The sequence below is a fragment of the Paraburkholderia phenazinium genome, assembly GCF_900142845.1.
Classification (GTDB): Bacteria; Pseudomonadota; Gammaproteobacteria; order Burkholderiales; family Burkholderiaceae; genus Paraburkholderia; species Paraburkholderia phenazinium_A.
In genome coordinates this window covers 3,517,292-3,532,052 of record NZ_FSRU01000001.1, presented here as the reverse complement: position 1 = coordinate 3,532,052, position 14,761 = coordinate 3,517,292, and the positions used below count along the sequence as shown (strand labels likewise).

General features: G+C 61.2%; 15 protein-coding genes. 6 read left to right on the top strand and 9 right to left on the bottom strand.

The window, feature by feature from the left end; all coding sequences use genetic code 11:
- Nucleotides 1-1,092, bottom strand: a complete 1,092-nt coding sequence (locus BUS12_RS15510; protein ID WP_074296412.1) for a porin — start codon at nt 1,090-1,092, stop codon at nt 1-3.
- A gap of 289 nt (nt 1,093-1,381) precedes the next feature.
- Here BUS12_RS15510 and BUS12_RS15505 point away from each other — a divergent pair, with 289 nt between their 5' ends.
- Nucleotides 1,382-2,158, top strand: coding sequence for an IclR family transcriptional regulator (locus tag BUS12_RS15505; protein WP_074296411.1), 777 nt, complete (start codon nt 1,382-1,384; stop codon nt 2,156-2,158).
- Nucleotides 2,159-2,169: 11 nt separating this feature from the next.
- Here BUS12_RS15505 and BUS12_RS15500 read toward each other — a convergent pair whose 3' ends face one another.
- The 6 genes from BUS12_RS15500 to BUS12_RS15475 are packed head-to-tail and all read right to left on the bottom strand — an operon-like array spanning nt 2,170 to nt 8,180.
- Nucleotides 2,170-3,072, bottom strand: coding sequence for an alpha/beta fold hydrolase (locus BUS12_RS15500; RefSeq protein WP_143788327.1), 903 nt, complete (start codon nt 3,070-3,072; stop codon nt 2,170-2,172).
- Nucleotides 3,073-3,103: 31 nt separating this feature from the next.
- Complete coding sequence (locus BUS12_RS15495; RefSeq protein ID WP_083640402.1) at nt 3,104-4,213, bottom strand: flavin reductase; 1,110 nt, start codon at nt 4,211-4,213, stop codon at nt 3,104-3,106.
- Nucleotides 4,210-5,232, bottom strand: a complete 1,023-nt coding sequence (locus BUS12_RS15490) for an LLM class flavin-dependent oxidoreductase (protein ID WP_074296409.1) — start codon at nt 5,230-5,232, stop codon at nt 4,210-4,212. The genes BUS12_RS15495 and BUS12_RS15490 overlap by 4 nt, the downstream gene beginning before the upstream one ends.
- 39 nt (nt 5,233-5,271) lie before the next feature.
- A complete protein-coding gene (locus BUS12_RS15485) occupies nt 5,272-5,637 on the bottom strand; it encodes a VOC family protein (protein WP_074296408.1) in 366 nt (121 codons plus the stop codon).
- 58 nt (nt 5,638-5,695) lie between these two features.
- The gene (locus BUS12_RS15480; protein ID WP_074296407.1) at nt 5,696-7,357 is read right to left on the bottom strand and encodes an AMP-binding protein; all 1,662 of its coding nucleotides are present in this window, start codon (nt 7,355-7,357) and stop codon (nt 5,696-5,698) included.
- Nucleotides 7,358-7,391: 34 nt separating this feature from the next.
- Nucleotides 7,392-8,180: an enoyl-CoA hydratase/isomerase family protein gene (locus BUS12_RS15475; RefSeq protein ID WP_074296406.1), complete on the bottom strand. Its 789-nt coding sequence runs from the start codon at nt 8,178-8,180 to the stop codon at nt 7,392-7,394.
- Nucleotides 8,181-8,553: 373 nt separating this feature from the next.
- On the opposite strand from BUS12_RS15475, the gene wrbA reads away from it, so the two are divergent.
- Entirely contained in the window at nt 8,554-9,153 is a 600-nt protein-coding gene (wrbA, locus tag BUS12_RS15470; RefSeq protein ID WP_074296405.1) for an NAD(P)H:quinone oxidoreductase, read from the top strand.
- Nucleotides 9,154-9,212: 59 nt separating this feature from the next.
- Here wrbA and BUS12_RS15465 read toward each other — a convergent pair whose 3' ends face one another.
- On the bottom strand, nt 9,213-10,130 hold the full coding sequence (locus BUS12_RS15465; protein ID WP_074296404.1) for a LysR substrate-binding domain-containing protein: 918 nt from the start codon (nt 10,128-10,130) through the stop codon (nt 9,213-9,215).
- A gap of 180 nt (nt 10,131-10,310) precedes the next feature.
- On the opposite strand from BUS12_RS15465, the gene BUS12_RS15460 reads away from it, so the two are divergent.
- The 4 genes from BUS12_RS15460 to BUS12_RS15445 all read left to right on the top strand — a co-directional run bounded on the left by BUS12_RS15460 (nt 10,311) and on the right by BUS12_RS15445 (nt 13,387).
- The gene (locus BUS12_RS15460) at nt 10,311-11,009 is read left to right on the top strand and encodes a pirin family protein (RefSeq protein WP_074296403.1); all 699 of its coding nucleotides are present in this window, start codon (nt 10,311-10,313) and stop codon (nt 11,007-11,009) included.
- A gap of 46 nt (nt 11,010-11,055) precedes the next feature.
- Entirely contained in the window at nt 11,056-11,478 is a 423-nt protein-coding gene (locus BUS12_RS15455; protein WP_074296402.1) for a DoxX family protein, read from the top strand.
- A 168-nt stretch (nt 11,479-11,646) separates the two neighbouring features.
- Nucleotides 11,647-12,498, top strand: coding sequence for a pirin family protein (locus BUS12_RS15450; RefSeq protein WP_074296401.1), 852 nt, complete (start codon nt 11,647-11,649; stop codon nt 12,496-12,498).
- A 52-nt stretch (nt 12,499-12,550) separates the two neighbouring features.
- Entirely contained in the window at nt 12,551-13,387 is an 837-nt protein-coding gene (locus tag BUS12_RS15445) for an aldo/keto reductase (RefSeq protein WP_074296400.1), read from the top strand.
- On the opposite strand, the gene BUS12_RS15440 is transcribed toward BUS12_RS15445, so the two are convergent.
- A complete protein-coding gene (locus BUS12_RS15440; RefSeq protein WP_074296399.1) occupies nt 13,388-14,758 on the bottom strand; it encodes an MFS transporter in 1,371 nt (456 codons plus the stop codon). It lies immediately after the preceding gene.
- Nucleotides 14,759-14,761 lie beyond the last annotated feature (3 nt).

Genomic DNA, 14,761 nt, shown 5'->3' with positions numbered 1-14,761 from the left:
CTAAAAGTAATGCTGGATACCCACCGAGATGCCGGTCGTAGACCTGCCTGATGCTACGCCTGCGCCTGTCAGCGAGGCGACCGCATGGGCGCCCGAGGCATGCTGGAAGGTCACCTGCTGGTAGACGGTTGTCCGTTTCGAGAAGAGATACGAGTTCGAGAGGGAAAGGGTCTTCCAGTTGCCACCGTCGAGATTTTCCACCCATCCGCCGATCGCAATGACGTCGTCGGGCCTGATGGTCCAGTTCGCCCCGGCGTCGACCGTGTTGGCGTTGCCCTGGCCCGTTGAAAGAGTGATGCGCGACTGCGTAAACGTTGCATGCAGCAGCAGAGTCTTCAACTGGTACGACGCCCCGAGCCCCCAGTTGACGAGCTTGTCGGCCACCACGCCTTCGGCCTGAGGAAGCTGCGTCCCGAACAGCGATGGAAGACCGATAAAGCTGGATAGTTCCAGAAAGCGGTTGTTCTCGTTCGCATACGCGGCGGCCAGACTCAGAGGACCGCTCTTGTACTGGACAAAGAAGGAGTAGTCCCTGCTCTCGCTGAAATTGCCGGCCACATTTCCAAATGCAAATTCCGCTCCTGAGGAGAATCCGCCAAAGGTCGGGCTGACATATTTCACCGCATTGTTGAACTGGAAGAAGTTGGCGATCTCATCCAGATTGCCCTCGTGGAGCGAGAGGATGTTGCCGAGGACGAAGGGCGTTTGATAGCTGGACAGTACGTCATACATGAAGCTGGGCTGGTGACCGAGCGTCAACGTACCGTAGGTGTCAGATTGCAAGCCGACATACGACTTTCTGTTGAACAACGTCCCGGGAACCAGTGCCTGGCCATTGTTGAGCAGGTACTCGTTCTGAAGATCGAAGACGGTGCGCAGACCGCCGCCCAGATCCTCCACGCCCTTGATGCCGAAGATGTCGGGTGCATGCGTATTGCCCTCCTGAAACAGCGCGTGTCCTCCGACGTTGCTAATGTACTGTATGGCGGTGTCCGCAATGCCATATAAGGTCACGCTGGATTGCGCGTGGGCGTGACTGGTCACCGCAAGTGCGACGATTGTGCCTGCCACTGTACGTCCAAAAATAGCCATGCCTCGACTCCGATACGGTTGTGACTCTTCCGAAGAAGTTCTTATGAATTGAATGAAGAGTAAAAAGATTGGTAGTACTAATAATATGGGGCGGTAAAAACTCAGACATTTGCTGCGACTGTCCGCTTGTCCCCAGTCTCCTTCAGGTCTGCCGGTGTTGCGTTCAACAATAATGAATGACATAATCTATGTTGAACACTATAGGGGGCCCCTCCTAGACGTGTCAACATGAGGACCGTCCGTGAAAACCCGGGACGGTGACTTTCTGTGATTTCCATATGGCCCAGACATGACCAATGTGACTGCGAGGCGTGGCATTCAATCTGTCGAGATTGCGTTCCGGATTCTTTCGGCGTTGCAAACGAGTGTGCGAGCGCTTCCTCTCAAGGAAATCGCTGCGCTCTCCGAACTGTCTCCAAGCGCGACAAGCAACTACATGATTAGTCTGGTGCGGACCGGGCTGGTGTCGCCGGACGAAAAACCGGGGTGCTACAAGCTCGGGCCTGCATCGCTTGCCTTGGGTATGAGCGCGATCAACCAGCTGGACGGATTCGATATCGTGCGGCGGGAGGTGATCGCCTTGCGTGAGGCGACTCTGAGCGGCGCAGCCGTCACCGCATGGACCGAAGATGGGCCGGTCAGTCTCTTCAAGCAGGAGGGGCAGACGCGCAGTATCCTCGAGCTGAGAACAGGCCTGATTCCACTGGTCACGACGGCGGCGGGAAAGCTGTTTATTGCCTGTCTGCAGGCTGCTCGAACCGAGGCGCTCATCAGTCGCGAACTGTCTGCAGGACAGGAATGGAGTCCAGCGTCCTTGCGGGAAGAGGCGATCGGTGAATTGCGCAACTGTGGCTTCACAACGGTTCATCGCGGCGACATGGGTTACGTGTCTGTCGCGGCCCCTGTCTGGGACAGAGATGGCGATGTCCGGTTTGCCATCAGTCTCATCGGATCGCCCGCAACGTTGAACACGGAAGTTGAAGGTCAAGCGGTCAGGGCGCTCCTCGATAGCGCGGTTCGAGCGACGGTGGCCCTCGGCGGAAAGGTCCCCCTCAAGATTGGATAGAAAAGGGGCGCTCAATGCCGGTGCGCGTCATCTGTCCCGGCGGCGGCAGCCTCCAGCACGATGGAGTTGAATGCGCCAGGCGCTTCAAGCTTCGGCATGTGGCCGATCGCATCGAGCACGTGGAGTGTCGAATCGTGAGCGGCCTCGTGAATCGGCCGGGCATGCTCGTCAATGGGCGCGAGACGGTCCTGGCTGCCGGCAATGATCGTGATAGGCGCCCGGATCGAAGGGACGACGGATGGCGTGTACGTGGAGAAGAGCATGTCCACGGCGTGTTGCCAACCCGTAGCGGTCACTGCGTCTCTCAGTCGGGATACGAGCGTACGAACCAGGGGGCCGGCGTTCGGAGCGAGCAGAGCGTTCACCACAGCGGCGCGTGCCTCGGTAGATTGCGCCGCTGCGCTTCGCATCAGAACCTCGCGCGCCACATAGCGGTCCGTACCCGCCAGATGTCCCCGTGCGATGTTGGGCGCACTTAATACGAGGGCGCGCGTAGCCGACGGGTAGCGCGCTGCGAACGCAGTGGCAATGACGCTCCCCCATGAACTGCCTACGACGGTTGCACGCACTATGCCGAGCGCGGACATCAGGTTCGCGAGCGCATCTGCGTAATCCGTGGCCGCGGGAGCGCCGATCGCGAAGGGACTGCTTTTCCCATAGCCAGGGGCGTCCCAGGCAATCACCCGGTGGTGCTCGCTCAGCGCGGCAAGTTGCGCGCGATATCCCGCCGAGCTCGAACCCATGCCATGCAGCAACACGATGGCTGGCGCACGCTTATCGCCGGCGGCCCGGTAGGTGAGGATCCGTTTGTCCCCGAGTGTGGGGAGACTCAATTGCACGTGTTCGACGGCAGGCAACGAGGCTTCAAGAAGTTGGCTTTCAGTTTCGATCATGATGGGAGTGTAGGTCTGCATATCAATCGCCTTAATCTTGGGAAATGCCACTTCACGCTTCTTTCAATGCAACGGCGATCTCATGTGCAGCAGCCCTAAGGGCTTCGGCACAAGGACCGTCGACTGCGGCATCGAAATGCTCTGCCGGGCCGATAGCCGTCAGGGCCAGCACCGCTAGTCCGCTCGGCGAAAGAATGGGGACGCTGATGGCGTTGGCAAGCACCCGGTCGTCATAGAACGGCCCGGGGCGCCTTGTCGCGACATGCGAGGCTCGCACGGACTCAAGCACGCGGGCGAGCGATTCCACGCTGAGGGGCAATTCGCCAGACGGTTGTCGCGCGTTGTCGCGCAGTTCCGCCGCCACAAACCGATCGACCGCTTCGGGCGGCAGGAACGCCGCGAGGGCCAAACCCGAAGCGGAGGACGTCACCGGCAGCACCAGCCCCAGCGGCAGATCGGCGGCCACGGGTGTGGTGGCGGCTTGCCACGCGATTACCGTAGGCCCGTGATTGCCCCACGCCACCAGTGCAAGCGTTTGATCCAGCGTACGGGCGAGCCGCAACATGGCGCGGCTCGCGAGACGGACGGCATGGGGCTGCGATTTCATCGCACCCTTCGTTCCGCGCGGCGCGAGGCCGAGGTCGTGCGGGTCGGCGACCAGATATTGGCCGCCGCCGAATACCAGCGGTCGCCGCGTGCTCTGGCGAATGCAATCCACCGAGCCGACAAAAATCGCATGATCGCCGCCCGGGTAGCAGGCGACCACCTTGCACTCCAGCCACGCGCTGCAATCGCGCAGCAGCGGCAAGCCGTCGACGCCAAGGTCATAGTCGATACCGGAGAATTTGTCCGGCGACCGGTTCGCAAAGTGATTGGCGAGGCCGTGTTGGTGCTCAGCCAGGATGTTGATGGTGAATCTCCCGGCATCCCTGAACGCCGAATGGCTTCCCGCAGAGGTCGCCTGACTCCATAAGACCAGCGGCGGATCCAGCGAGACCGAGGAAAACGAATTGGCGGTGAGCCCGTGCATTTTCCCTTCGGCGTCGCGCGTGGTGATCACGGTGACGCCGGTGACAAAGGACCCGAGCACGTCTCTTAGCTGACGTTTGTCGAACGTGGTGGTGGCCGGACGTTCGGGGTCTAACGACGTGCTTGCTGTCATGACAGCACCTGTTGCGACTCGCTGAATGCAGGCATGACGGACTCATGAAACAGGCCGATAGATGTCCTGGCCTCGGAGACGGACATGTCGCCAAACATGAAGGTTCCGATGAGGTAGTTGAACGCCCCGGCGTGCGCCTGCTCCAGCAGTTTTTCACGCACGGTTTCCGGTCGCCCTACTACGGCGAGGCCAGATTCCACGAGCGGCTCGAATGTCGGCGGAAGCTTTGCATTGACGGGCTCCGTTCCGTGCTTCTTCCAGAGCTTGAAAAAGTTCGGATAGAAGACCGACCATGCCCGCGAGGCGATTTTCATGGCCTCCTGATCCGTCTCCGCGACAACGATATAGCGATTCACGCCGATGAGCGGCTCCGCAGCGGACGGATGCCGTGTGGCGAATTCTTCGCGGTATCGATCGGTGATGGCTCTGACCCGCTGGACCGGGCCGCCGCACACGATATTCATCTTCTCCTGGGCGGGCCACACCGTCGACTCCGGCGATGCCAGCGCGTACCACGTCGGAGGCGGCGTCTGCAACGGCTTGAGTTCGATCGGCATGTTGTTGAATTGCCAGAACGTGCCGTTATACGTGAGGGTTTCCGAGTTCAGATACCGCTTGATGATTTCATACGACTCGATGTATCGGGCCTGAGCGGTGGCCGGATCGATGCCGAGCGCCTCGATTTCATGGGGTGAGGCGCCTCGCCCCACGCCATACTCGAGGCGGCCGCCGCTGAGATTGTCGAGCATGCAGATTTCTTCTGCCAGACGGACGGGATGGTGGATCGGCAGAATGTAGACGAGTGGCGACAGGCGCAGTTTCTCGGTGCGCTGCGCGGCCGCGGCAAGAAATACGCTTTGCGACGGACAGGCGCTCAGCGTGGTCGCATGGTGTTCCGACATGTGATAGCAATGGAAGCCGAGCCTGTCGTAAAGCTCGATGATTCCTAACCTATCTTCGTACTGCTTATGAATAGGTAGGCCATTACGGTCGTTTTGGTCGAAGATACCGAATTTCATCGATTTTCCAGTAAGGTGCGAAGGGAGTGTTCTTCGGGCTTAGCGCGTCGAAGATGGACTGAATACCTGGAAGAGGTTTTCTTCCGGATCCTGATAGGTGGTAACGACACCGTGAGTGCCCATGTCGCGCTGTGCGACTACCCGGCCACCCGCGGACAGAATGTTCTGCCGGACCGTGTCCTGAGCTTCTCCAGCCACCCGGAAGACGGGGACGGCTCCAACAGCGCCTTGTGCCGCTTCTTCGGCGGAACTCAGCGCAAATGCGCTGCGCTGCAGGCGGAATTGAGTCCACTTGTTGTCGTCGCGGAACTGAACAGGCATCCCCAGCGCCGATGCATAGAAATCCTCTAACCGGCCCATATCCTTCGCGACCAGATAGACGGCTTGCAGGTCAACTTCTGCCATGGCGGCACTCCGGAAAAGTGTGATTGCTGAATTGATGCGATGGCCTAACCGACGATCGTCACGCTGTGTTTTGTTCGTTCAGGCCCAGCTCGTCGCTCATGATTTGCCGAATCCGGTACTTCTGGATTTTTCCCGTCACGGTGGTCGGAAACGCGTCGACAAAGCGGATGTATTTGGGCACCTTGTAATGCGCTATCCTGCCTTTGCAAAAGTCGCGAACGGCGTCGTCGTCGAGAGCCGTCCCCGGCGTGACGATGATCCATGCGCAGAGTTCTTCGCCGAAATGCTTGTCCGGCACACCGACCACCTGCACGTCCAGCACGCCCGGACAGGTGTAGAGAAACTCTTCGATCTCCCGGGGATACAGGTTTTCGCCGCCGCGAATGACCATATCCTTGATTCGTCCCACGATGTTGACGAAGCCCTCCGCGTCGAGCGTGGCGAGATCGCCCGAGTGCATCCAGCCTTCGGCGTCGATCGCTTCGCGCGTTCGCTCGGGCTGGTTCCAGTAACCGAGCATGACCGAGTAGCCACGGGTGCAGAGTTCGCCCGGTTGGCCGCGCTCCACGGTCTGGCCGGTCAGCGGGTCGATCATCTTGATCTCAAGATGCGGCAGCACCTGGCCGACCGTGGACACCCGCTTATCGACCGGCGTATCCGTCACGCTTTGGCAGCTCACCGGGCTCGTTTCCGTCATGCCGTAAGCGATCGTGATCTCAGGCAGATGCATGTCGCCGACCACCCGCTTCATGATTTCGACGGGGCAGGGCGAACCGGCCATGATGCCGGTGCGCAGACTGCCCAGATCGAACTCCGCAAAGCGCGAGTGATTGAGCGCAGCGATGAACATGGTCGGCACTCCGTAGAGCGCCGTGCATTTTTCTGCCTGGACGGTCGCCAGAACGGCTTCGGCGTCGAAGCGCTCCGCGGGGTAAACAAGCGTCGAACCATGGGTCAGGCAGGCCAGATTGCCCATCACCATGCCGAAGCAGTGGTACATCGGAACCGGGACGCACACGCGATCCACGTGGGTGAGCTTCATGCACTCGCCCACGAAGAAGCCGTTGTTGAGGATGTTGCGATGACTCAGCGTTGCGGCCTTGGGAAGCCCGGTTGTGCCGCTGGTGAACTGGATGTTGACGGCGTCGTCCGGACGCACGCTACGGCGTATGGCCTGCAGCGATGCGTTGTCCTCCGGGGCGAAACGGAGCAGGTCGGAGAAACGTTGCGCACCCGCTTCGTCCGGGCAGTCGGCGTCGTCGATCCACCAGATCGTCTCAAGGCTCGGCAGCCGGGCTTTTCCCAGCTCCCGCAACATGTTCAGGTACTCGCTCGAGCGGTAACGGACCATCGTCACGATGGCCTTGCAGCCCACCAGATTGAGGGCATGCTCCAGCTCCGAGGTCCGATAAGCGGGGTTGATGTTGACGAGTATCAACCCGGCCTTCGCCGTGGCTAACTGCATCAGCAGCCAGGCGATGTTCGTATGGGACCAGATGCCGATCCGGTCCCCCGGCTCGAGTCCCGACGCGAGAAGCGCACCTGCAAGCCGGTCCGACTGTTGGCGAAGTTCACCGTAGCTGAGCCGGATCCCTTCGTGGCGGCTGACGACCGCAACGTGGTCGCCCATTTTGCCGGCCATCTCGTCGAAACAATCGCCAATGGTCTGATCGATCAGGTCTGCGAAACGTGTTCCGCGCTCGTGGGAAAGTGTCTTCATCGCTATCGTCCGTGACTTGGAGTTGCCTGCCGGCTCACTTGCCGAGAAAAACGACCGGAGCCGGTTCTTCCCCACGAGCGACGGCGTTTGCACGTGCGGTGCGCCCTTTCCGGGCGTCGTCCGTCAGGTGCAGTCCCATGGTGAGGTCGAGCGTCAGGACGTCGGCACCGGGCACGCCTGCCCCGGACCATGCCTTGAGAAGCGCGCGAATGGCGCCATACGAACGCGTCGGGCCGTTGGCCAGCCGGACGGCGAGATCCTCGGCGACGCGCTCGACCTGGTCCTCGCCGACGACGAAGGCGGCAACGCCGAGTTGACCGGCGGTCGTGCCGGACATGGGTTCGCTGAGCATCGCGTAGCGCGCTGCATAGGCGCGACCGGCTCTTTCCGCGAGGCGCTGCACACCGCCGGCGACCGGCGCCGAGCCGACCGACGCTTCAATGCAGCGGAAAGTAGCGTTTTCCGCGGCAACGATGAAGTCGCACGCCAGAGCCAGCTCGAACGCGCCGCCGTATGCCGCGCCGCGCACCGCGGCAACCGTCGGAATCTGCAGGCCTTCGATTGACCGATACGTATGGTGAATCTGCGCTATGAAGGTCCTCCAGTCATCGAAACCTTTGTCGATGAAATCGAGGACGTCACCGCCCTTGCTGAAGTCGGCACCTTCTGCGCGGATCAGCAGCGACCGGATATCGGCCTTGCTGGCTTCGCGGACGGCGCTTTCGAGGGAATCGGCGAAGTCTGCCGCGATGAGATTCGCGGGAGGATTGGCCAGGACGATATGGCCTACGTTCTGACGACGTTCAAAATAGATGCTTTTCATTGAAAGGAATCCTTAATAAATGATGGCGATCCTGAAACCTTGGTGTCTCCTGCCAGGTGCTGCGAATATTCAACAATAGTGAATGCATACAGCATGGTTGTATATTAGGATGTGGGCTGAGGCGTGTCAACCGGTTCGCCGGTGACGACGTACCTGGGGATTACACCTGCTGGCGCGGCTCGACAGGCCCGACAGCCAGCCGTGTGGGGCGTTGGCGCTTATCGTTCTACTGGCCGCAACGCTTCGTTGCTGCCGTGGAGATAGGCGCGATCAACGATGCAGACGTAGGATTGACGCCGGGCCGTCATGTCCCACCCCGTCACCACCGCATGTCCCACCCCGTCACCACCGCAGATATAGGAAGGAGGTCGAAATGTCGAAAGTTCTGGTTCTCTACTATTCCTCGTATGGCCACGCCGAAACGCTGGCGGATGCCATTGCCGAAGGTGCGCGCCTGACGGGCGCCACGGTCGACGTCAAGCGAGTGCCGGAAACGGCGCCGGAGGAGGTGGCCAAGGCCGCTTACTTCAAGCTGGACCAGAAGGCGCCGATTGCGAAGGTTGCGGAGCTTGCCGACTACGACGCGATCGTTGTCGGCACGCCGACCCGCTTCGGGCGCATCTCTTCGCAGATGGCGGCATTCCTGGATCAGGCCGGCGGCCTGTGGATGAGCGGTGCGCTGAACGGCAAGGTAGGCGGCGCCTTCACGTCGACCGCGAGCCAGCACGGCGGTCAGGAGGCGACGTTGTTTTCGATTATTACCAACCTGCTGCACTTTGGCATGACCATCGTCGGCCTCCCTTATAGCCATCAGGGGCAAATGACCCTGGACGAAATTGTCGGCGGTTCTCCGTACGGCGCCACAACGATCGCCGGCGGACAAGGTCAGCGCCAGCCGAGCGCTATCGAGCTCGCCGGCGCGCGCCATCAGGGCGAACTGATCGCCCGGACGGCAAACAAGCTGTTTGGCTGAGCATCAGCCAGATTCGCAGCGTCGACATACAAACGACGTGCATCCCGCCGGTGGCCGCGCTAGGGCCGCCGGTCCGGACCTTCGAAGCCTGCAACGAGTGCGTCGAGCAAGTGACGCACGGCCGGCACCATGCCTCGGCGTGTGGGGAAGATCGCATGCACCAGGCCCGGTGTGCTGGTCAGACCTGGCAGCAGTTGCTGCAGACGGCCGGCCGCAATATCGGTCTCCACCTGTTCTCTCGGCAACATGGCCACGCCGACGCCGGCCATCGCCGCCACCCGCAGGCTGGCCAGGTCGTCGGTCGCGAGGCGCGGCTGATGCGCCCATGATGTCGCGCGCCCCTCGCCGTCGACGAGGTTCCAGACAAATCGCTCGCCGCTGCTGGCCATGGAGAGGGTGGGCCACTCCTTCAGGGAGTCGATCGAGCGAGGCGCCGGATAGCGTGCCGCCAGCTCGGGACTGGCAACCAGAATGTGAATGGATACGCACAACTGGCGGACGGCGAGATCGGTGTTCTCCAACGGCGGAAGCCTGACGCGGATGGCAAAGTCGAGGCCTTCCTCGACGACATCCACGCGGCGGTTGGTTGCATCGAGCACGACCTGGACATGCGGGTTGTCCGCCACGTAGCGAGCGATGATCGTGGAGATGCCGGACTCCAGCAAGGCCACCGGGCAACTGATGCGCACAGTGCCCTGTGGCGTCGAGCGGGTGCGGTCCACGATATCTTTGGCGGCTTTCGCTTCCGCCACCAGTGCCAGGCAGTGCTGATGGAACTGCCGCCCGGTTTCCGTCAAGGACAGGCTCCGGCTGGTGCGATTGAGCAGGCGGACGCCAAGTTCTTCCTCCAGAGCACGAATGCGCCGGCTGAGTTTCGACGTCTGCAGGCCGAGGCTGCGTGCGGCCGCCGTGTAGCTTCCATGCTCGACGACTTCCGCGAAGAGCCGAAGATCATTGAGGTCGGTGATTGCCTTCATGAGCAGACTTGAACTCCTGGTTATCGTTCTATTCATGGCAACGATGCGTTCCAATGCAGCATCTATGCACGGGATCATTGCAAATATAGCATTCTTCTCATGGCCTGTAGCCGCGCCGAATCCGGCTGGTCGCACAGGTGACAAGCGCCGCATAGGCGGCGGCAGGAAACGGAGAAGGTCATGCTCACACATAGGCGTTGGGAATCGTTGGACACGGCGGACCTCGGCTGGCTGCGCGCGAAATACCATTTCGTGGTCAGCGCCGATGGCAACCCCGCACATGCTGCTCTGGGCCCTCTGATTGTCTGGAACGACGACGAGATCGCCGTAGGTAGCGGCTTTCCCATGCACGGGCACCGCGACATGGAGATCATCACCTATGTGCGCCAGGGTTTGCTCGGCCATCGGGACACTTTGGGATCCGAAGGAACGCTCCATGCCGGCGATGTCCAGGTCATGAGCGCCGGCACGGGCATACGCCACGCCGAGTTCAACCGCGGCGAGGTGCCGCTCAAGGTTTATCAGATCTGGCTGCAGCCTCGCAAAGCCGGTGGCGAACCCGCGTGGGATACCAAGCCGTTTCCCAAGGGCGACCGTTCGGGGCGATTCGTAGTCCTTGCCAGCGGTTTCGACGGCGATGAAGGTGCGCTGCCGGTACGGGCCGAAGCACGTGTGCTTGGCGCGATGCTAAAGGGCGGTGAAAGCGTTCGATACGAGTTGCCCCCGGCACATCGTGCCTATCTCGTCGTGGCCTCGGGCCGCATTGAATTGAATGGCGAGTCCGTTGGGCCGCTGGACGGTGTGGCGATCACGCAACTCGCCGCGGCGCAGATTGTTGCTCTTGAAGATTCCGAACTGGTGATGGTGGACGCCGGCTAATTCCCTTTTTTCATCCACCTACGTAATTTCATTTCTGGAGATCGTGATGGAACGCTTTAAATTTCTTCCGTTGTTGGGTCGCATCCTGATCGGTGCGCCGTTTGTCATGAGTGGCCTGGGCAAGCTCGCCGCGTACGGTGCGACGGTTGGCTACATTGCTGCCATGGGTTTGCCCGTGCCGCCACTTGCATTCGTGATGGCCGTGCTGACCGAACTGGGCGGTGGTCTGCTGCTGCTGTCGGGCTACCGGGCTCGCACCGTCTCGCTGGCGATGGCGGTGTTCTGTGTGGTCACGGCGCTGTTCTTTCACCACAACTTCGCCGACCAGAACCAGATGATTCACTTCCTCAAGAACGTGATGATGGCGGGTGGCCTGCTGCAGATCACCTATTTCGGCGCCGGCGCATTCAGCCTGGACGCACGCGCCCGGCGCACCGCTTCGGGTGTTTCAGCGCTGAGCGCAAGCTAGGAGGGCGGTCTCGTCGAGGCGATTGCTTGCTTAAGCGGATGTGCGATCGTCTCTTCGTGACGTTTCTCCGTTGTCGGGGCACGAGTGGGAGTCAACACCATGTCTTTCGAAACGAATCCGTCGCCTGTCTCATCGCCAAGTGCTGCGGAACATGGAGCATTGTTCGATATGCAAACCAATTTACGTGAATCAGATGCGCTGCTGGATGGCCGTACGATCGTGACTCGCACCGCAGGCCGGCAGCATGGTCCGGTCAAGCGGATGGTCAGCCCGTCCGACCTTGGAGCGGTGTTAAAGCCGTTCGTCTTTCTCGACTATTTCGATAGCTCGATGGACAGCGACATGCGCTTTTCCATGCATCCCCATTCCGGTCTCGCCACGACGACGGTGCTGCTGGAAGGTGAAGTCGAATACGAAGACACGACCGGCGCAGCGGGGATCATGCCGGCCGGCGGCGTCGAGTGGATGAATGCGGGCAGGGGCGTGTGGCATGACGGTCGCGCGAAAGGCGATGGGCCGGTGCGCGGCTATCAGTTGTGGGTTGCGTTGCCGCCTGAGCTCGAACTCGGTGCACCGCACAGTCAGTACTTATCTGCGAGCGAAGTGCCTCGCAGCGGTCCGGCCCGCGTTATCCTGGGTCGTTACGGAAACGTCGAAAGCCTGGTACCCGCACCGTCAGGCATCAACTATCTGCTGGTTCAGCTTTCGGCTGGCGAGCAGTGGCAGTACACGCCGCCGGCCGGTCACAACGTCGCGTGGCTAGCGGTTCAACGTGGCGCACTGCGCACAGCCGGCGAAGTCATCGCCGACGAGCTTGTCGTGTTTGACGAATCCGAAGAGGCGTTGACATTCACGGCCGACGAAGCGACGGATTTCGTCCTCGGCTCCGCAGTCGCTCATCCGCACGATCTCGTGCTTGGCTACTACTCGGTGCATACGTCGGTAGAGGCGTTGCGCGCGGGGGAAGCCAGCATCAGGGAGATCGGCACACAACTGCGTCGCCGCGGCCGCATTGGGTAATCGCCCGAAAGCGGTTTCGGCAGGATGCGAATGACTCTATTGGGAACACGTCATGCGAAACGTCAATGTGGGTAACGCGGCGATTCCGGCCATCGGTTTTGGCACTTATGGAATGAGCGCCGCCGATGTCTACCGAGTGGTTCCTGCTGCCCTGAGTGCCGGCTTCCGTCATATCGACACCGCGCAGGTCTATCGTAACGAGGGCGAAATCGGCGAGTGCGTCGCCGCGTCCGGCGTTCCGAGAAGCGAGATCTTTCTGACTACCAAGGTTTGGGTCAGCAACTATTCGGAGCGAAACTTCGAAGCGTCCGTCAACGAGAGCCTCCGCAAGCTCAAGACAGACTATATCGATCTGCTCTTGCTGCACTGGCCTGGCTCGGATGTGCCGCTGGCCGAACAGATCGCAGGACTGAACGCCGTGGCGCGCGCCGGCAAGGTTCGGCACATCGGCGTGAGCAATTTCAACCGCGCACTGATGACGGAGGCGATCTGGCTGTCTGCGGTTCCGCTCGTGACGAATCAGTTCGAGTATCACCCGTATCTGAACCAGTCCTTGCTGATCGAAAGTACGCTGCAGGCGGGGCTTGCCGTGACGGGGTACTGCGGCATGGCGATTGGCCGGGTCTTCTCGGATCCCACGCTCAAAGAGATTGCGGCGCGCTACGACAAGACGATTGCCCAGATTGTCTTGCGATGGCTTGTTCAACAGCGTGGGATGGTCGCGCTTTCAAGGACCACGCGGGTCGATCGGTTGGCGCAGAACCTGGCGGTCTTCGACTTCGAACTGGATGACGTGGACATGGCGGCCATACACGCGTTGGCGACGGCAGACAGCCGTATCGTTGACCCGCCTGGGCTTGCTCCGCTGTGGGACAGTACGGTCGTTTGATTAGCTGTGCTCCCGATTCGCGCCCGCCTGCTCCATGCCGGTTCCGCGTGCCGCGCGCCGTTGCCCGCGCTCCATCCGGTCGGCCTGCAACACCCGCCGACCCGTGCGCGTCACGAGCACCAGCAGGATCGCCAGCAGCCCGGTACCGAACAGGTAGCTCGGCGGAATGAAGCGCGCGTCCGTGAGGCGCGCCACCAGCGAGAGATAGAACGGCGCCAGGCCACCGAACAGCATGACCGAGGTGTTATACGAAATCGCCACGCCCGTGGAGCGTCCCTGCACGGTGAAGATCTTGACCAGCATCCCTGGATGCGCGGCACCTTGCAGCGTGAGGAAGAGTATGCCGACAACCCGTACGATCATCAGACGGTTCTCGGTGGGGGCGGCCAGCAAATACGAGAACAACGGAAAGACGCAGATCAGCCAGCCCGCAATAAAGAAGAAGAACAGCCGGTACGCGCCGACACGGTCTGCCAGCATGCCGAACACCGGTGACAGAACGCACATCACGATGCTCGTAACGAATATTCCTTGAAGCGACGAGCTAAGCGACAGATGCAACTGAACCTGCGCATAAGTTGGCAGATACGCATTCCACACATAATTCAGCGACGTACCGGCGATCATCACGCCCATCGCGCACACTACGGCGTCGCCGTTCTCGCGGACGAAATCGCGTAGCCGCTCGCGCATGGGCGCCCGTGCCGCGGGGCGTGCCTGCATCCGGTTGAATTCTTCCGATTCGTCGACATGATGGCGGATGTAGAAGCCAAGCGGCCCGACCAGCGCGCCGATCAGGAACGGCACGCGCCATCCCCAGGCCGACAGGTCCGCGTGCGACAGATGACGCGACAGCAGATAGCTGCACCCCGACGACAACATCGCCGCGACCCCGATCGACAGCATATTGAAGCTGCCGTAAAACATCTTCCGGTTGGGCGGCGCGACCTCGTAGATCGTCACCGACGACAGCGCGAATTGCGCGCCCACCGCGAAGCCTTGCACCAGGCGGCCGATCACCACCAGCAGCGGCGCGACGAGCCCAAGTGTCGCGAAGCCCGGGGTCAGCCCGAGGACCAGCGAGCCCACCGACATCAGGACCATGATCCACGACAGCACCTTCACCCGTCCGACCCGGTCCGCGGCCAGGCCCATCACCACGCCGCCGATCGGACGGACCAGGAAGCCGACCGCGAAGGTCGCGAACGTCAGCAGCAACGCCCCGCCGCGATCGACGGTAGGAAAAAACACCCGCGCAATCGTGCTCGAGAAATACGAGTACACCATGAAGTCGAACCACTCGAACGTGCCGCCTATCACGGTCGAGACGATGGTTTTCCAGATATTCCCCGGATCGCGTTGGGTGGGCATGGG